We start from the raw sequence: 15,087 nt of genomic DNA, 5'->3' as shown, positions 1-15,087 counted from the left end.
GAATATCATCTATTGTATCATTAAAAACTGAAAAGCGTAAGCGCCTGTTCAGCCTAAAAAAGCGCTAGAAGGCTTGAATTTAAAGGCATTCTTTGCCATTAAAGACTAGACTGAAGCTAGGTACTGATGTATAGAACGCACAATAAAAATCGGAAAAGCCAAAGCCGGAATATCGGACTTTGACTTTTCCGTCAACGATCATTCTTATTTACTTTTTCTCGTCGATTACATCTTCAAAATCTGCGTCGACTATATCGTCGTCTTTAGGTTCGCCTGCGTTTTCAGCGCCTTCAGCAGATTCAGCTGCAGCTTGTTCATACAACTTCATAGTCATCTGTTGGACAATTTCATCCAATTTTTCTTTTTTAGTACGAATTTCGTCAAAGTCAGCAGCTTCGAGCGCAGTTTTCAACTCTTCTTTTGCTTCTTCGACACTTTTCACTTCTTCTTCTGAAACTTTTCCTTCAAGATCTTTCAATGTCTTTTCAGCCATGAATACAAGTTGGTCCGCTTCATTTTTCAAGTCCGCTTCTTCTTTACGCTTTTGGTCCGCTTCAGCATTTGCTTCAGCATCTTTCACCATACGTTCGATTTCTTCGTCAGTTAGACCTGAGCTTGCTTGAATTGTAATATTATGTTCTTTTTGTGTTCCAAGATCTTTCGCTTTAACAGTAACAATACCGTTTTTATCAATATCGAATGTTACTTCGATTTGTGGAACGCCACGTGGTGCTGGCGGAATATCCGTCAATTGGAAACGACCAAGCGTTTTGTTGTCCGCGGACATTGGACGCTCCCCTTGCAATACGTGAATATCAACCGCTGGCTGGCTATCAGCCGCTGTTGAGAATACTTGTGATTTGCTAGTCGGGATTGTCGTATTACGTTCGATTAGTTTAGTGAACACGTTACCCATTGTTTCAATACCAAGTGATAGAGGTGTTACGTCTAGAAGTACAACGTCTGTAACGTCTCCGCTTAAGATTGATCCTTGAACAGCTGCACCAAGTGCAACTACTTCATCCGGGTTAACACCTTTATATGGCTCTTTACCCGTTTCTTTCTTAATTGCTTCTTGAACTGAAGGAATACGAGTCGATCCACCAACAAGAATTACTTTGTCAATCTCAGATGCAGTAAGACCAGCATCTTTCATGGCCTGACGAGTTGGTACCATTGAACGTTCAACAAGGTGAGCAGTCAATTCATCGAATTTCGCACGTGAAAGTGAAACTTCAAGGTGAAGTGGACCTGCATCTCCTGCTGTAATGAAAGGCAATGAGATTTGTGAAGTTGTTACGCCTGAAAGGTCTTTTTTCGCTTTTTCAGCAGCATCTTTCAAACGTTGCATCGCCATTTTATCTTTCGATAAGTCAACGCCATTGTCTTTTTTGAATTCTTGAACAAGGAAGTCGATGATAACATCGTCAAAATCGTCTCCGCCAAGCTTGTTATCGCCCGCCGTCGATTTAACTTGGAATACACCGTCGCCAAGTTCTAGGATTGATACGTCGAACGTACCGCCACCAAGGTCATAAACAAGAATAGTTTCGTCTTCGTCCGTTTTATCAAGGCCGTATGCCAGTGCAGCTGCTGTTGGCTCGTTGATGATACGTTCTACTTCAAGGCCTGCAATTCTACCAGCATCTTGTGTTGCTTGGCGCTGTGCATCGCTGAAGTAAGCAGGGACTGTAATAACTGCTTTCGTTACTTTTTCTCCGAGATACTCTTCTGCATAACCCTTCAAATACTGAAGAATCATTGCTGAAACTTCTTGAGGTGTATATTCAGTGTCTTCTGCTTTCACTTTGAAATCTGTTCCCATATGTCGTTTTACAGACATGATTGTGTTTGGGTTTGTGATTGATTGACGTTTTGCTACTTCTCCGACTTGACGTTCGCCGTTTTTGAAAGCAACGACTGATGGAGTTGTACGGTTACCTTCCGGATTTGGAATAACTTTAGGCTCTCCGCCTTCATAAATTGCTACTACTGAGTTTGTTGTCCCTAAGTCAATACCGATAATTTTGCTCATAATCAAATTCCTCCTATATATATGCTACATTTTTTATTCGTTTACTTTAACCATTGCTGGTCTTAATACACGATCTTTCAACATATAACCAGCTTGCATTTGTTCAAGTACGATGCCTGCTGGTTTGTCTTCATCTGAACCCGTCATAATTGCTTGATGGAAATTCGGATCAAACTCCTGATCCAGCGCTTGGATTTCAACAAGACCTTCATCTTCAAGGGCTTGAAGGAAAGTACGATAAATCATATCTAATCCCGTCATCATCGTTTGAGCCTCTTCAGTTGTCGCTTCCACAGTAAGTGCCCGTGCAAAGTTATCAAGAACTGGTATTAGATTCGTCACGACGTTCTGTGCACGATACTTCTGTAGCGCTTCTTTATCAAGCGTAGCCCGTCTCTTGAAGTTTTCATAATCTGCTAGAAGTCGAAGTCGTTTATTCTCTTCTTCTTGTAGCTTTTCAGTAAGTTCTTGCACAATAGTCTCTTCCCCGTTTTCAACGATTTCAATCTCCTCAGTATCTTCACCTGATTCGATGATGTCGTCTGTATTATCGGGCGTTTCCATTACTACTTCTTCGTTCTCTTTAAATTCGTCGTTTACATTTGTCATTAGTCGTTCCTCCCTGCTGTTCCGCCGATTGTCAGTCTCGCCAATTCTCTGGACAAATCACTGCTCATTAAATCAAGCATCGTGATAACTCTTGCATAATCCATCCGTTTAGGTCCGATGATAGCGATGGAACCCGTCATATTGTCGCCGGCCGAATATGTCGCTGTAATCACACTACAATCTTCCATCGCATTGTGATTATTTTCAGAACCGATGCGGACATGAATTCCTGTCATACCTTCCTGAAAAAACGTCATTGCAGGTGCGCCCTTGTCCATTAATTCAAAAAATGTTTTCATCTTGTGAATATCATTGAATTCGGGTTGCTTCATCATATTCATTTTGCCACCAAAAAACAGCCGTTCTTCCGGTTCGATTGAAATCGCCCGTTGGAATGAAGCGAACAAGTCGCCTGCATGGTGGATATGACGTTCCAGCACCATTTGCGTCTCTTGAGCAAGTATCTTCTGAATATGGACAAGCGGAGTACCAATGAGCCGCTCGTTCAGGATGTTTACCATTTTCTCAATATCTGACGCGGTGAAGCCTTCCGGTACATTGAAGAGTCTATTCTCAACACGTCCATTGTCCGTGACAATAATAGCGACAGCTGTCTTCTCATCTAATGGAACGATTGAAAAACGCTTCACTGCATGTAGCGATGTATCGGGGCCGAGGAGAATCGACGTGTAATTCGTCAAATCAGACAAAATTGTCGCTGACTTTCGTATTAACTCTTCAGTCTCCACAATTTTTTCCCGAAAAACCGAACGCAGGTGAATACTGTCTTCCGTGTTCAACTTTTCTTTTGTTAATAGATTATCTACATAAAACCTGTACCCTTTTTCAGATGGTATTCTGCCGGATGAAGTGTGGGTCTTTTCAAGATAACCCATTTCTTCTAGGTCAGCCATTTCGTTCCGTATTGTCGCAGGACTAAATGGTGCTTCCGGCTTTTTGGATAGCTGCCTTGATCCGACAGGTTGTGCGGATTCGATGAAATCGTCAACCGTCAGTTGCAATATAAGCAATTGTCTGTTCGTCAACATAGTCATCACTCCTGTTAGCACTCTATAACTGCGAGTGCTAATACTACTGATAATTTAACAAATGCAGATCGAAGTGTCAACGAATTGACTCTGGATTATTTAAGAAATTGCTGAAATACATCGTTTCCTCTATAAACACCACGGTGCGTTAACTTAACCGCATCATCCAATCGCTCGACAAGTCCATCTTTAATAAGCGAGTGTAACGTTTCCCCGTAAACCTCTTCAAGTGACCGTCCGAACTTCTCTTGGAATAAAGAGATGGATACACCATTTGATTTGCGTAGGCCAAGAAACATTTCCTCTTCCATTGCTTCGATTGCTGTAACTACATGTGTCTGTTGAACTGGTCGTTCACCCAATGCTGTTTTCTCCATATATTTCGCAATCGGTCCGATGTTGGAATATCGGGTGCCATCAACATAGCCATGTGCGCCTGCACCAACACCAGCGTACGTAGCATTTTCCCAATAGATGAGATTATGAATTGATTCGTGACCTGGTGTTGCAAAATTACTAATTTCGTAACGCTTGCGTCCTTTGCTCTCCATCTGTTCGATTAACATCGTAAACATTTCCGTTTCCATGTCTTCGCCTGGGAGTGGCAATTTGCCTTTATTCATCAAATTATAAAATACTGTTTTTGGCTCGACAATCAACGAGTACCCTGAATAATGGGGTAGATCGAGGGCAAGTGCTTTATCAAGAGTATCCTGCCATTGCGCGATTGTTTGCCCCGGCAACCCGTAAATTAGGTCGATACTTATATTATCAAATCCAGCTTTTCTCGCTTCTCCTACAACACGTGCGGCGTCGTCTGGACCATGCGTCCTACCGATTTTTGTCAATAAGTCTGCGTCGAATGACTGAACACCGATGCTCAATCGATCCACACCGCCATTTTTCAGGACAATCAATTTGCCGAATGTTAGCTCGTCCGGATTTGCTTCCGTCGAAAACTCTTTCAATGAACTGACATCAACATATTCATGGATGATCTCAAGCAACCGTTCAAGCTGTTTTTCAGACAGCGAAGTTGGTGTGCCGCCTCCTAAGAAAACCGTTTCCACTTCTTTGAATGAAATACCTTCCTGCCGCATGATCGCCAGTTCCTGACCCATTGATTCGATATATTCATCGACAGGCTGATTTTTGAAAAACACTTTATTAAAATCACAGTAATGACAAATTTGGTGGCAAAACGGAATGTGGATATACATACCCCTCATATCCGTCACTTCCTTCCTTTAGTTAACGCCTTGTTCAGGGCTTATGACCCCGAATTCCTACGCCTTAGAGTCTATACATGGAAAAGAAGAGGGCTCGTCGCCCCCTTCTTCATTTATTAATCCTTGTCCATCTCCAAGATAGCAATAAATACTTCTTGCTAATTGGATGTACTAACTTGTATCATACAGCATTATGATGTGTCACACAAAGCTTAAATCCCGTACACGACTACCCATCACTTCATCATATATAGATACCAATTGTAATCGTTATAAAATCAATCGAAAGAAGTGGTTTATAGCAACTTAAATGTAGAGGAGTTTTGTTTATGAAAAATCAAAAAGTCACATTAGCTATCTTATTACTGAATTTATTTATCGCCTTTCTTGGTATCGGGCTCGTTATTCCCGTTCTTCCTACGATCATGAATGAGCTAAACATTAACGGTACGGTCGTTGGCTACATGATGGCGGCATTTGCGATTACACAACTTATCGTCTCACCGTTTGCCGGGCGATGGGCTGACAAATACGGTCGCAAAATTATGATCGTGCTCGGCCTGTTTGTATTTGGTTTCTCGGAGTTTTTATTCGGGTTTGGTAAATCGGTTGAGGTATTATTTATCTCGCGCATGCTCGGCGGGGTCAGTGCGGCATTCATTATGCCTGCTGTAACAGCCTTTATCGCAGATATTACAACGAACGCCACAAGACCAAAGGCAATTGGCTATATGTCCGCTGCTATTAGCACTGGCTTTATTATCGGACCTGGGATTGGTGGATTTTTAGCTGAAATTGGTACACGTGTACCATTCTATTCGGCCGGTGTACTCGGAGCGGTTGCTGCGATTCTTTCACTTATTTTATTAACAGAACCCGAACGCGTGGCTGAAGATGCGCCTATCCCAGGACAAAAAACAGGGTTTCGTCGGCTCTTCATCCCAATGTACGCTATTGCTTTCATTTTAATTTTCGTTTTGTCGTTTGGCCTTGCAGCGTTTGAATCATTTTTCAGCTTATTCGTCGACCATAAATTCGGCTTCACGCCAAAAGATATCGCCATCGTCATCACGGGTAGCGGAATTGTCGGTGCTCTTGCGCAACTATTGCTCTTCGATCGCTTATCAAAAAGCATAGGCGAAATTAATCTTATTCGCTACAGCTTAGCTGTATCAGCGATTCTTGTCCTATTGATGACCTTCGTGAGCTCGTACTTCACAATATTACTGACAACATTCTTCCTGTTTGTTGGATTCGATTTAATACGCCCAGCTATTACATCCTATTTATCTAAAATTGCGGGCAATGAACAAGGCTTTATTGGCGGTATGAACTCAACCTTCACCAGTATTGGCAATATCTTTGGCCCGATCATCGGAGGTGTGTTATTTGACATCGACTTAAACTACCCATACTATTTTGCCGCAATCGTTTTAGCAATCGGTACGATTATTGCACTATTTTGGAAGAAGCCAAAGCATATAACGTTATAAATTGCATAAAGTGTATTTCTTTAGTAAAAAACAAACGCAAAAGGTGACCGTTCCGTATGGAATGGTCACCTTTTGCTTGAAAATTCTTGTTCGCATCAGGATTTTCTTTATTTCATCTTTTAATCTCTACTACGTTTACCAGCCAAAATTACAACGTCTGCGACGAGATTCTTTACAGTGACATTTCAACTTATCGTCGCGGTCACGGTCACGATTACGGTCACAATGATGTTTATTATCACGATCAGACCTTACTTCACGACATTCACAAATCAACTCTACCCGCCGATTTCGATTTCGATTTTGATTTTCAAAACACATTTTCTATCCCCCCTTTGTTATTCTTTAAAGCTGGCCAGCCTTCTACGTATTATATGGACGAGTACGCGTAATGATTGGACGAACCATCTGGTGCAAACGAATTTTTTTATTTCCAACTCTTGTTTATTTCGTTAGAGAAAAGTGAACTATGTGAATACCACTAAGAAGGTGACTGTGTCTTGACTCATAAAAAAGAGACCCATCCACTATTGAATCTGTGGATGGATCTCTTTTTCTTTGAATGACTATGGAGGTCACTTTATACGCTATATAACAACTTTAAATTAACTTTTCCATCGTTATATTTGTAATTTCGTAGCCCAACTTTTCGTATAATCCTCGCGCAGTTTTGTTATGACCAAAAACATGAAGTCCAATCTTTTTCATTCCTAAATCCTTTGCAATACATTCAAGTTCTCGCATTGCTTCCTTACCGTATCCCAATCCTTGATATTGCTCAAAAATATTGAAATCATAAATAAAACCTTCATCCTTATTTGTAGGTGATTTTTGTGCGATCCATATCATTCCAACAATCTGTTCGGCGTTAAAGATAGAGAATAAGTAATTAAATTCGGATTCCTCATCTTTTGGCAATAGATCATCAAATGACTGCTTAGATAAATCAATCGCCTCATCTTCCTTCCAATTTCCAGAAGCGACCTTGTCTTTTGCATAGTCATCAATTGCACTACTAATATACTGCTGAAATTCCTGTTGATTCATTGATTTTAAAATAACCACTTGTTTTCCTCCCACTCCGGCGACCTATAGTTAAATATAATGATTATGGGGTACACATATCGCCATCTTTACTTTCATTATACAATTTTTATTAGTACAGATACATCGCAACATTCTTTAAAAATGAGCAAATTAACATCTACTTAATTAAGTTAATGGCTTTCGCATCATATATAGTTAATTAACAGACTTTATCGTACTATGAAACTACTATCAAATAGGAGGAGTAGTCTATTTGGATAGTATACTTTCACTCATCACTTTATTATCGGTGTTTGCATTTTTTTACTTTTTCATACAAACTATTATTGCCATAGTAAAAAAGGACAAGGTGCTGCGCAAAAAGCAGTTGAATTTTTTAGGTATCGCATTTGTAGTAATGTTCGTAGTAGTCAACCTATCCGATACTCCGACTAAGCCCACAGATATAAAAGAGAGAGAAAAAACTACTGTAGTATATTAATAGCGGCGGAATCAGCTAAATGGGATGTATGGAACTACAACTGCTCAATCTGCTTTTCAGTCATAAATCCTCCCCTAATTATCGTCTACGAATTACCAAGCTTGTACGTCTGTTGATTAGTCCCTATCAATTCAGCCCCTTCCTTACCAACCAGCTGTTCTTTTGACTTACCTCTTGCCCTGGTACTCTTCTTGACTAACTAGCATGCATAAGCATCAGGAAGACCTTTTCAATCATCTCTTTTGATTAATTTCTACAGTCTTTTCCTCCTCAGTTGCAAGAATCTGTACTAAATTGCAGATTAGTATACATCATCTTTCAAAATCCCCCCTCATCCCAATTAACACGGAGTCACCTTTCTCTTTATTCGTCTTATTAGCATGTGGAGGATTCTCTGCACCTGGGCCTTACCGCCACTGATTACAATTCCGATAGTTCCGTTGTATCAATATTCAGTACCCCTTGGGAATTAATCTGCAATTCTTTCATTTTCTTAAAGAGGTTCCATTTATTAATCAATATCAAACCAGCTAGGTTTTGTATCTTTCAAGGATTTCCCTACCTCATTAATATCACTCAGCTTAGCGGACCACCTTTCCATTCAATAGCCTGTGTCAAATAAGGTATCCGCAATAAACACTCTTAGCAATTTGATGTGAGTCCTCTTTCTAGTAATCCAGCTAAACCATGAATACCTCGATGAGAAGTTTTAGGAGAAATCCGGATATAACCTCGAACTGCAGAAATATTAGCAGGTGTGTTATGTAAGTTGTTGAATTCACCAGTTGCAATTACACGATCATTGATTTCTTTGAATAAATCAGCATCACCATTAGATGCAAATGAGTATAAGAAACCAGTTGGCTCTGGATTATCTAAATTAACTCTATCGACAAAATCAACGAATGTTGGATAAAGTCCATTAGTTTCTGTTGCACTTGCATTCTTAATGTAGTTTTGGAACTGACCAAGATAAGCTGTTAATGCTAAACCATCATCAGACTTAGATGCATGATGCATTGCGATAGGATTGTTAAGTGTTGTGTTACTTAGCTTTCGACGGTACTCATGACCAAGCTGTTTGGCAACTGTGAAAGCAGTCCCACTTAATTGAGGTGCAGTAGCATATCGATCAGTTACAGTTTCGGTTCCAGATGCATGTGACAGCCATACTAATGCCATAGACACGTATGAATCGTAACCATTTGAGCCTAAGTAGCCTCTCATATGATCTTGAGAGTAATAAGTATTCCCATCGGTAGTACTTGAAGCGTTCAACTGAGAAACAGAAGATACACCAAGTTCAGTAAGACGAGCCTCAGATATTTGAGAAGAAATAAGAGCGAACGTTTGACTTACACCACCAACCCCAAGAGCAAGACCGATGATCGAGCTGAAAGTTGTTGGATTTCCGATTTTGTTAAGGTAGTCAGGGAATTGTTCGAAGTATTGATTTAATTGACCAGTACGCAATGGTGAGTTTGTAGAAATTCCACTTAACAGTTCAGATGTTTCAATAGTCTTGAGTTGTGACTTTGATTTTCCTAGTCCAACTGCTAAATAATAAGCCAATGAAGCAATGTGCGTGTAGATTGTGTTTAGTACACCAGTTGCTGCTTTGAAACCATCAGTTGTAGAAAGATCTGTAGCAATACCAATATCGAAGATTTGTAAGTCAGAAGAACCGTAGTTCTCTGCTAAACGAGCGATAGTTGTATGTGTAAAATCAAAGTCAGAAGTAGCTTGATTTTTCTCGGTAAATTTAGGGTTTTGAGCATAATAAATTGCGAGCTTTTGGAACATAATTTTTGCCCCTTCTTCTACATGAGTTCGGACTGTAGGGTCTAGGGATGATAGTAAAGTTAAATTAGCTAAGATGTTCGTATATCCCACTAAAATAAGACCAAATCCCGGATCTGTTTCAAATCCACCATCAATATAGCCAAGATCTTTTAAGTAGTTATCTAACGTCGGTTCAATAATACCATCTGAAACCGTCGGAGTTGAAAAGTACTTATTGCTTGTAGATACTCCATTGACTATTTCTTTCGAACCCGTAACACCGCTTGTGTTTTTAGTATAGCCAGTGATAGTAGGCGCTAGAGTAATGAAAGTATAAGACTTAGTCCCAACATGTGATCCTACACCAGAGACAGTTTCACCATTAATAATGGCTTCAATCTCTTGAAGGACCCCGGATTTTGTTCCCTTATCAGTAGTTTTTTCGTATAAAGCTGTTAGGAAAATTAATTGATGACCGATACGTTGTAGGGTCAAAGCAAAAAATCCAGTTTCGTTTAAACGTGATTTAAAAATACCAGCTTGTTCATGACGAGCCTGCAACGGTGAAAAGCCTTTTTCAAATTGTTCATCGAATACTTTACGTGACTCTGCAGCTGTTTCAAAATATGTCAAAATAAAATCTCTCCAATTCTATATATATTTTCAGAAGATAAAGTCCATTGCTTGTTTGTATTGAACTTAATTACTTTCAACGATGGCTCGTAGAACCAAAATCGCTTTCCTTTTGACGTTGTAGAAATTTCATTCGTGGATCGTGTAGAAATTCTTCTTCTAGGAATGTTCTGCCCATACACAACCGTTTTGACATTTCATTGATATCCCAAAACCTCGCGATTAGCCTCGTCCATTTTTCCATTCAAGTACTCTCTAATCAGATCCTAGTCAACTTCTACTCTGTCCTTCGCAATCGGCATGCAACCTTCATCTCCTTTTTACCCACGATACAGAATATACGTTCGTATTGCAAGTAAATAAAAAACACCTCGTGAGAGCTGCTTTTTTAGATAAATTTATTTAAACTATTCTAAAATTATTAACTTCATCTTTAGTGATTCCGTTTTCAGAGCACAGCTCATTTATTGCTCCTAATGCCCTAGACTTACTTGACTCGGCCTGATGTTGCGTAATCCAATTATCACTATCCAAGTTAAAAGCTGATTTCAACGATGGCGGTATAATCCTATAAAGCATTAAAATCCCAAATCCTAATTGTGTGTCAAATGGAACAACTTCACCTAAAACTAGTGCTATAGTGATATTTTTTCATTAATTTCAATTTTATTACATTATTCCGAATACCATCTTTTATCAAATTCCAGGTTTAACGCTTTCCCTAAATATTCTCCAAATCTAACAAATCCTCTTCCTCTAGCTGTAATTATGTTACCATCCTGTACTACAATCTGTTCTGAATAATTCTCCAGGTTAAAGACACCGGATTTTTCCATATTTTCTTTTATAATCCCTACAGTATATTTTTTATCTCCTAAAACACCCGCTTTTGCTAATAAGAATGGAGAGCTAGATATACTTGCAATCACCGTTTCTTTAGTAACTACTTGTTTAATGAAATCAACTATTCTTTCTTCTTCATATAGCGACATAATATCCATACAACCTGGTAATAAGAGGCTATCTATTTCTTCGAAATTAATTTCATCAACTGTAGCGTCAGCTACACAAGATAACCCTGACTCACCTTTTATAGGTTGTTTGTTTAATCCAACCGTAATAACTTGTTTTTTCCCTTGCATTAATATAGATAAGGCTACAGTTAGTTCATACTCACTGAACTGTGGATACAATAAAACAGCTGTTTTTTTCACTAAGATTCCTCCTACTTAATATCTCTACTTAACCATACAATGTATTGTACTTTTATATAAAAGTACACTTTCCTCCTTCAACCAACGGGCAAGTTTGGTGAAGGAGGAGAAGGTTTGGCTACATGAGATCAAACCCTAAAACCATCTATTTGATCGTTGAACGGGTTTGTATACGCAATACACAACAGGTTTATACAACTCCGGTTCACGAAAGTCGTCATCCCCTAATTCTCCCTTTAATTAAATAAGAAAAAGAAGTTTGTTTTTAAAAAAACATTAAATATTTCGAAAATACCTCAATGAAGTATATCTTTCTCCATCAACAATTCCATGTCCATCAAATTCATTATTAAAAATAAATCCTTTTGCCTCATAGAAAGGAATTCCTTTTTGATTTTCCTTCGCAACGGAAACCCATTGTTCCGTTGCATTAAGCTCTTCTTTTTGTTGTTTGGTAATAGCATCTAATATCATTGTGCCAATACCTTCGTTACGTCTAGCAGGATTTAGATACAATACAAAAACTTCTCCAGAGGTATCCTCAATCATACCCCCTCCACCAGCCCCAATCACTTCACTCCCTTCTATTGCAACAAAATATCCTCCCCATTCCTTACTGATTTCTAAAACCTCTTTTAGTATTCTTTCATGATTATAAAACTCTTTAATTATTCCTTTGATGTACATTTCAGAATGTGTTTCGCTGTATGTCGCCCAATAACCATCACTACAAACTTTTGATATTCCCTCAACATGATTAGGTTTGGCTTTTATAATATGTATCATAATTAATTCTCCTTTCGAATAATTAACCATCACTATTAAATATAACATTTATTGAATTAACTGCCCCGTCAATTAAAGAAGAACTGAGCTTTGTTCCCTATTCAATCTTATAAATATGAATACCTCTCTATTTCGACAAACAAAAAAGCCCCTCGCGAGAGATGCTTTTTTCTGGGTAAAAGATATCAACTTATTTTTTGTCGAATGTTCTTCTTCCAAATAATTATTAATTATTTTCCTATGTTCATCGGAAGTTGATCCGAATTTATTATTAGGAATATTTATAGAAGTTAATATCCCCTCTATTTCTACTACTTCAGACTTTTCGTTGCTATTTTTCAATAAATTCGGCGGTTTCGGGTTATTAAGTTCGGTCAACAACTTAGCAATACGGCTTCAACAGTCTGAGTACCTTACTCGCCGTTGATCCTATGTAGGTATTTCTTGCCACTCCAATCACGATGCCATTTCACACGATCAATTCCCCATCCGTATAGCTTCAAGACTTGAGCGACGTATTCAACAGTATTTTCTTCTGCAGCTAAATACTTCTGTTCACCACTTTCGCTGTAATATATTTCAATTCTGATGGATGCTCGATTGCCTTTGCCCTTACCATCCCTTGCATGATAAATACTACGTGTAAAAGGAATGGCTTGTACAGCTTGCTTGTCATCAATGGATACGTGAAAAGCCTACAATTGTGTCATTGCGAGTCATAGATGGCGCTACGTCGTATACATGATCTTTTAAAGCACCTTCTCTAGCTATTTTACCTGACATTCCTTTTTCGTAATTTGTGGAGATTGCTAAACCACAAATGGGATACAAGACCGGATAAAAACGAGATTTTGGAATGATGATTCCACTCCTGGTGCTGCTCCCTTACTTTTGCAAATCCCAGTTTTGACGACAATTAGTGAGTGGCTGCAAAATCACACCTATCTCCTTCGCAATCGCTGCATACTTCATACCGCTTCCCTCATTTCGTTTACCGCTTCTTCAGTAATTTCAGCAGGTTCTTTCCTCGCCACCTTTTTCACTTTTTCCACTTCTGCTTCAGAACATTCAATTATTGAATTCAATAACTCCTGACCGATTTCACACGTGTAATCAACCGCCCCGCAGCCTCATATATAGAGCGTGCTTTTATTATTACTTCCGACACCCTTACACTTTTCACATAACTCTTTTTTCAATGACTCAAGTTCAGCTAGTGAGTTCAGAAGAGCTTGCCGCAATGAAGCTGATTATTGTCTGCGCTGTTTTCTTTTTGGAATGGATGGCATATGGATTCACTCTTCCGTTGGTACATGAATCTCGTTATCCTGCAGTGAGTGGCACTTATTTTGGTCCTACTATTTTTATTTCTTTCTGAGTTGAATCCCCAGCATTCTTAATATATTTGAATATACTATTTAAGAGCTGTAGGTACACATGCGCGCTCTCTCTCACACTCGCTCATCGTGCCTACAGCGAATAAAGAATATTTTTTTACTAAACAAATGAACCAGACAATCGATAATTACCGGCATAGAATGAATTAATTCGTTTTAGGAGGTGTACTTTATGGGTTATGCAGGTTACGGATACGGTTGCGGACCTGAAAATCGTTCAGGGTTCGGTTCAGGATTCGCCTTACTAATTGTTCTGTTTATTCTTTTGATTATTGTTGGCGCATGTTTCTTAAACAACGGAGGAGACGACTGTTGAGTTTTGAGCTGATTACCAAATTTCGTTTCCCTTCCCTTTAAGGAATTAGCAGTACCTTCCCTTTATAAGTCAACAGTCCAGGAGTTAATACCATTTGGTACGGGGTACTACTTTTCTATGGAAACAGCACCCACTACTAAAATCCAGTCATTTAGGATATAGTGGTGACATATAGTATTGGGTTACCCCCACTTTTTGCTCACTTTCTAAGTTACAGCTTAGAAAGTGAGTTTTTTATTTCACGACTTTTAAGTATTTCGGCCGTGGTTTTCTTGCTTTTTGTATTTCATCAGTATCATTGTTCACGAGGATCTACTTACCATTGTCGTCCTCAGTCATCGTTTAAGTAGTGATGTCTTTCTCTTCAAGGAACTTCCTTCCATGATTCCTTTGCCGCCTTCTAAATAGCGTATATCACTCATGATGTCCATATTTTCAATCGCGAAGAAACTAATTTTCCAGTTGTGAAATCCCCAAAAAAATTCTGATAGAGGTACGCTAAGGATTGAACAGGCAATGATTAACAAAGAAGGTGTTTGGGTTTTAGATCCAACAAAGGCTGCTTCCTCAGAAAGAGAAATTCATATTGGTCAAACCTTAGTGTATATATTAAAAAAGCACCGCATTTGGCTTATAAAGAATAAGCTAAAATACGGTGCTCACTATACTGAATCAAATCATGTATGCGTGAAGGAATGTGGAAGCATCGTCACGCCGTCTGTTATTAAATATAATACACAAAAAATGCAAGAAAAACTTGGAATTGAATTCAACTTCCATTCGCTACCCCACATTCATGCCACGATGCTCATGGAGAACGGCGCAAAGGTGAAAGACATCCAAGCGCGTCTTGGTCACAGTAGGTCTGCTATCACGATTGATACCTACTCACACTTAACGCAGAAGATGCAAAATGCGTCAGTTGATATTTTCGAACAAGCCATACGTGATATTGAATAACTTGCCATCCCGCTTTTTCAAAGGATGGCAAGGGGATGGCAAACGACCATTTTCGC

General features: G+C 39.0%; 13 protein-coding genes. 4 read left to right on the top strand and 9 right to left on the bottom strand.

The window, feature by feature from the left end; genetic code table 11:
• Window positions 1-208 precede the first annotated feature (208 nt).
• From dnaK to hemW, 4 genes are all read right to left on the bottom strand, one after another.
• On the bottom strand, window positions 209-2,035 hold the full coding sequence (dnaK, locus tag ACP8HG_RS04005; RefSeq protein WP_067208349.1) for a molecular chaperone DnaK: 1,827 nt from the start codon (window positions 2,033-2,035) through the stop codon (window positions 209-211).
• 33 nt (window positions 2,036-2,068) lie between these two features.
• Entirely contained in the window at window positions 2,069-2,644 is a 576-nt protein-coding gene (gene grpE / locus ACP8HG_RS04000; RefSeq protein ID WP_067208347.1) for a nucleotide exchange factor GrpE, read from the bottom strand.
• Window positions 2,644-3,693 (bottom strand): heat-inducible transcriptional repressor HrcA, encoded by a 1,050-nt coding sequence (gene hrcA / locus ACP8HG_RS03995; RefSeq protein ID WP_067208344.1) that lies wholly within the window; start codon window positions 3,691-3,693, stop codon window positions 2,644-2,646. Before hrcA ends, grpE begins: the two co-directional genes overlap by 1 nt.
• A gap of 95 nt (window positions 3,694-3,788) precedes the next feature.
• A complete protein-coding gene (hemW, locus tag ACP8HG_RS03990; protein ID WP_438298218.1) occupies window positions 3,789-4,922 on the bottom strand; it encodes a radical SAM family heme chaperone HemW in 1,134 nt (377 codons plus the stop codon).
• Between the two features lie 329 nt (window positions 4,923-5,251).
• Here hemW and norA point away from each other — a divergent pair, with 329 nt between their 5' ends.
• Complete coding sequence (gene norA, locus ACP8HG_RS03985) at window positions 5,252-6,415, top strand: multidrug efflux MFS transporter NorA (RefSeq protein WP_338652656.1); 1,164 nt, start codon at window positions 5,252-5,254, stop codon at window positions 6,413-6,415.
• A gap of 600 nt (window positions 6,416-7,015) precedes the next feature.
• On the opposite strand, the gene ACP8HG_RS03980 is transcribed toward norA, so the two are convergent.
• The 5 genes from ACP8HG_RS03980 to ACP8HG_RS03960 all read right to left on the bottom strand — a co-directional run bounded on the left by ACP8HG_RS03980 (window position 7,016) and on the right by ACP8HG_RS03960 (window position 12,993).
• Entirely contained in the window at window positions 7,016-7,480 is a 465-nt protein-coding gene (locus ACP8HG_RS03980; protein ID WP_187047501.1) for a GNAT family N-acetyltransferase, read from the bottom strand.
• Window positions 7,481-8,585: 1,105 nt separating this feature from the next.
• Entirely contained in the window at window positions 8,586-10,358 is a 1,773-nt protein-coding gene (locus ACP8HG_RS03975) for a hypothetical protein (protein WP_438298217.1), read from the bottom strand.
• Between the two features lie 674 nt (window positions 10,359-11,032).
• Entirely contained in the window at window positions 11,033-11,572 is a 540-nt protein-coding gene (locus ACP8HG_RS03970) for a DJ-1/PfpI family protein (protein ID WP_067208332.1), read from the bottom strand.
• 276 nt (window positions 11,573-11,848) lie between these two features.
• Complete coding sequence (locus ACP8HG_RS03965; protein ID WP_438298216.1) at window positions 11,849-12,358, bottom strand: GNAT family N-acetyltransferase; 510 nt, start codon at window positions 12,356-12,358, stop codon at window positions 11,849-11,851.
• Window positions 12,359-12,771: 413 nt separating this feature from the next.
• On the bottom strand, window positions 12,772-12,993 hold the full coding sequence (locus tag ACP8HG_RS03960) for a hypothetical protein (protein WP_438298625.1): 222 nt from the start codon (window positions 12,991-12,993) through the stop codon (window positions 12,772-12,774).
• 563 nt (window positions 12,994-13,556) lie between these two features.
• Here ACP8HG_RS03960 and ACP8HG_RS03955 point away from each other — a divergent pair.
• The 3 genes from ACP8HG_RS03955 to ACP8HG_RS03945 all read left to right on the top strand — a co-directional run bounded on the left by ACP8HG_RS03955 (window position 13,557) and on the right by ACP8HG_RS03945 (window position 15,031).
• On the top strand, window positions 13,557-13,736 hold the full coding sequence (locus ACP8HG_RS03955; protein WP_438298215.1) for a hypothetical protein: 180 nt from the start codon (window positions 13,557-13,559) through the stop codon (window positions 13,734-13,736).
• A 191-nt stretch (window positions 13,737-13,927) separates the two neighbouring features.
• On the top strand, window positions 13,928-14,071 hold the full coding sequence (locus ACP8HG_RS03950) for a YjcZ family sporulation protein (protein WP_082786542.1): 144 nt from the start codon (window positions 13,928-13,930) through the stop codon (window positions 14,069-14,071).
• Window positions 14,072-14,575: 504 nt separating this feature from the next.
• Complete coding sequence (locus ACP8HG_RS03945; RefSeq protein ID WP_257722514.1) at window positions 14,576-15,031, top strand: tyrosine-type recombinase/integrase; 456 nt, start codon at window positions 14,576-14,578, stop codon at window positions 15,029-15,031.
• The last annotated feature ends 56 nt before the right edge of the window (window positions 15,032-15,087 follow it).

This window comes from Sporosarcina sp. FA15, from assembly GCF_051550195.1.
Lineage (GTDB): Bacteria > Bacillota > Bacilli > Bacillales_A > Planococcaceae > Sporosarcina > Sporosarcina psychrophila.
This window is presented reverse-complemented; position numbering and strand designations above follow the sequence as displayed.

Coding starts and splice junctions, on each gene's coding strand:
- hemW (WP_438298218.1), bottom strand. CDS start 4,922: ATGAGGGGTATGTATATCCACATTCCGTTTTGCCACCAAATTTGTCAT.
- ACP8HG_RS03950 (WP_082786542.1), top strand. CDS start 13,928: ATGGGTTATGCAGGTTACGGATACGGTTGCGGACCTGAAAATCGTTCA.
- hrcA (WP_067208344.1), bottom strand. CDS start 3,693: ATGTTGACGAACAGACAATTGCTTATATTGCAACTGACGGTTGACGAT.
- ACP8HG_RS03955 (WP_438298215.1), top strand. CDS start 13,557: ATGACTCAAGTTCAGCTAGTGAGTTCAGAAGAGCTTGCCGCAATGAAG.
- norA (WP_338652656.1), top strand. CDS start 5,252: ATGAAAAATCAAAAAGTCACATTAGCTATCTTATTACTGAATTTATTT.
- dnaK (WP_067208349.1), bottom strand. CDS start 2,035: ATGAGCAAAATTATCGGTATTGACTTAGGGACAACAAACTCAGTAGTA.
- grpE (WP_067208347.1), bottom strand. CDS start 2,644: ATGACAAATGTAAACGACGAATTTAAAGAGAACGAAGAAGTAGTAATG.
- ACP8HG_RS03965 (WP_438298216.1), bottom strand. CDS start 12,358: ATGATACATATTATAAAAGCCAAACCTAATCATGTTGAGGGAATATCA.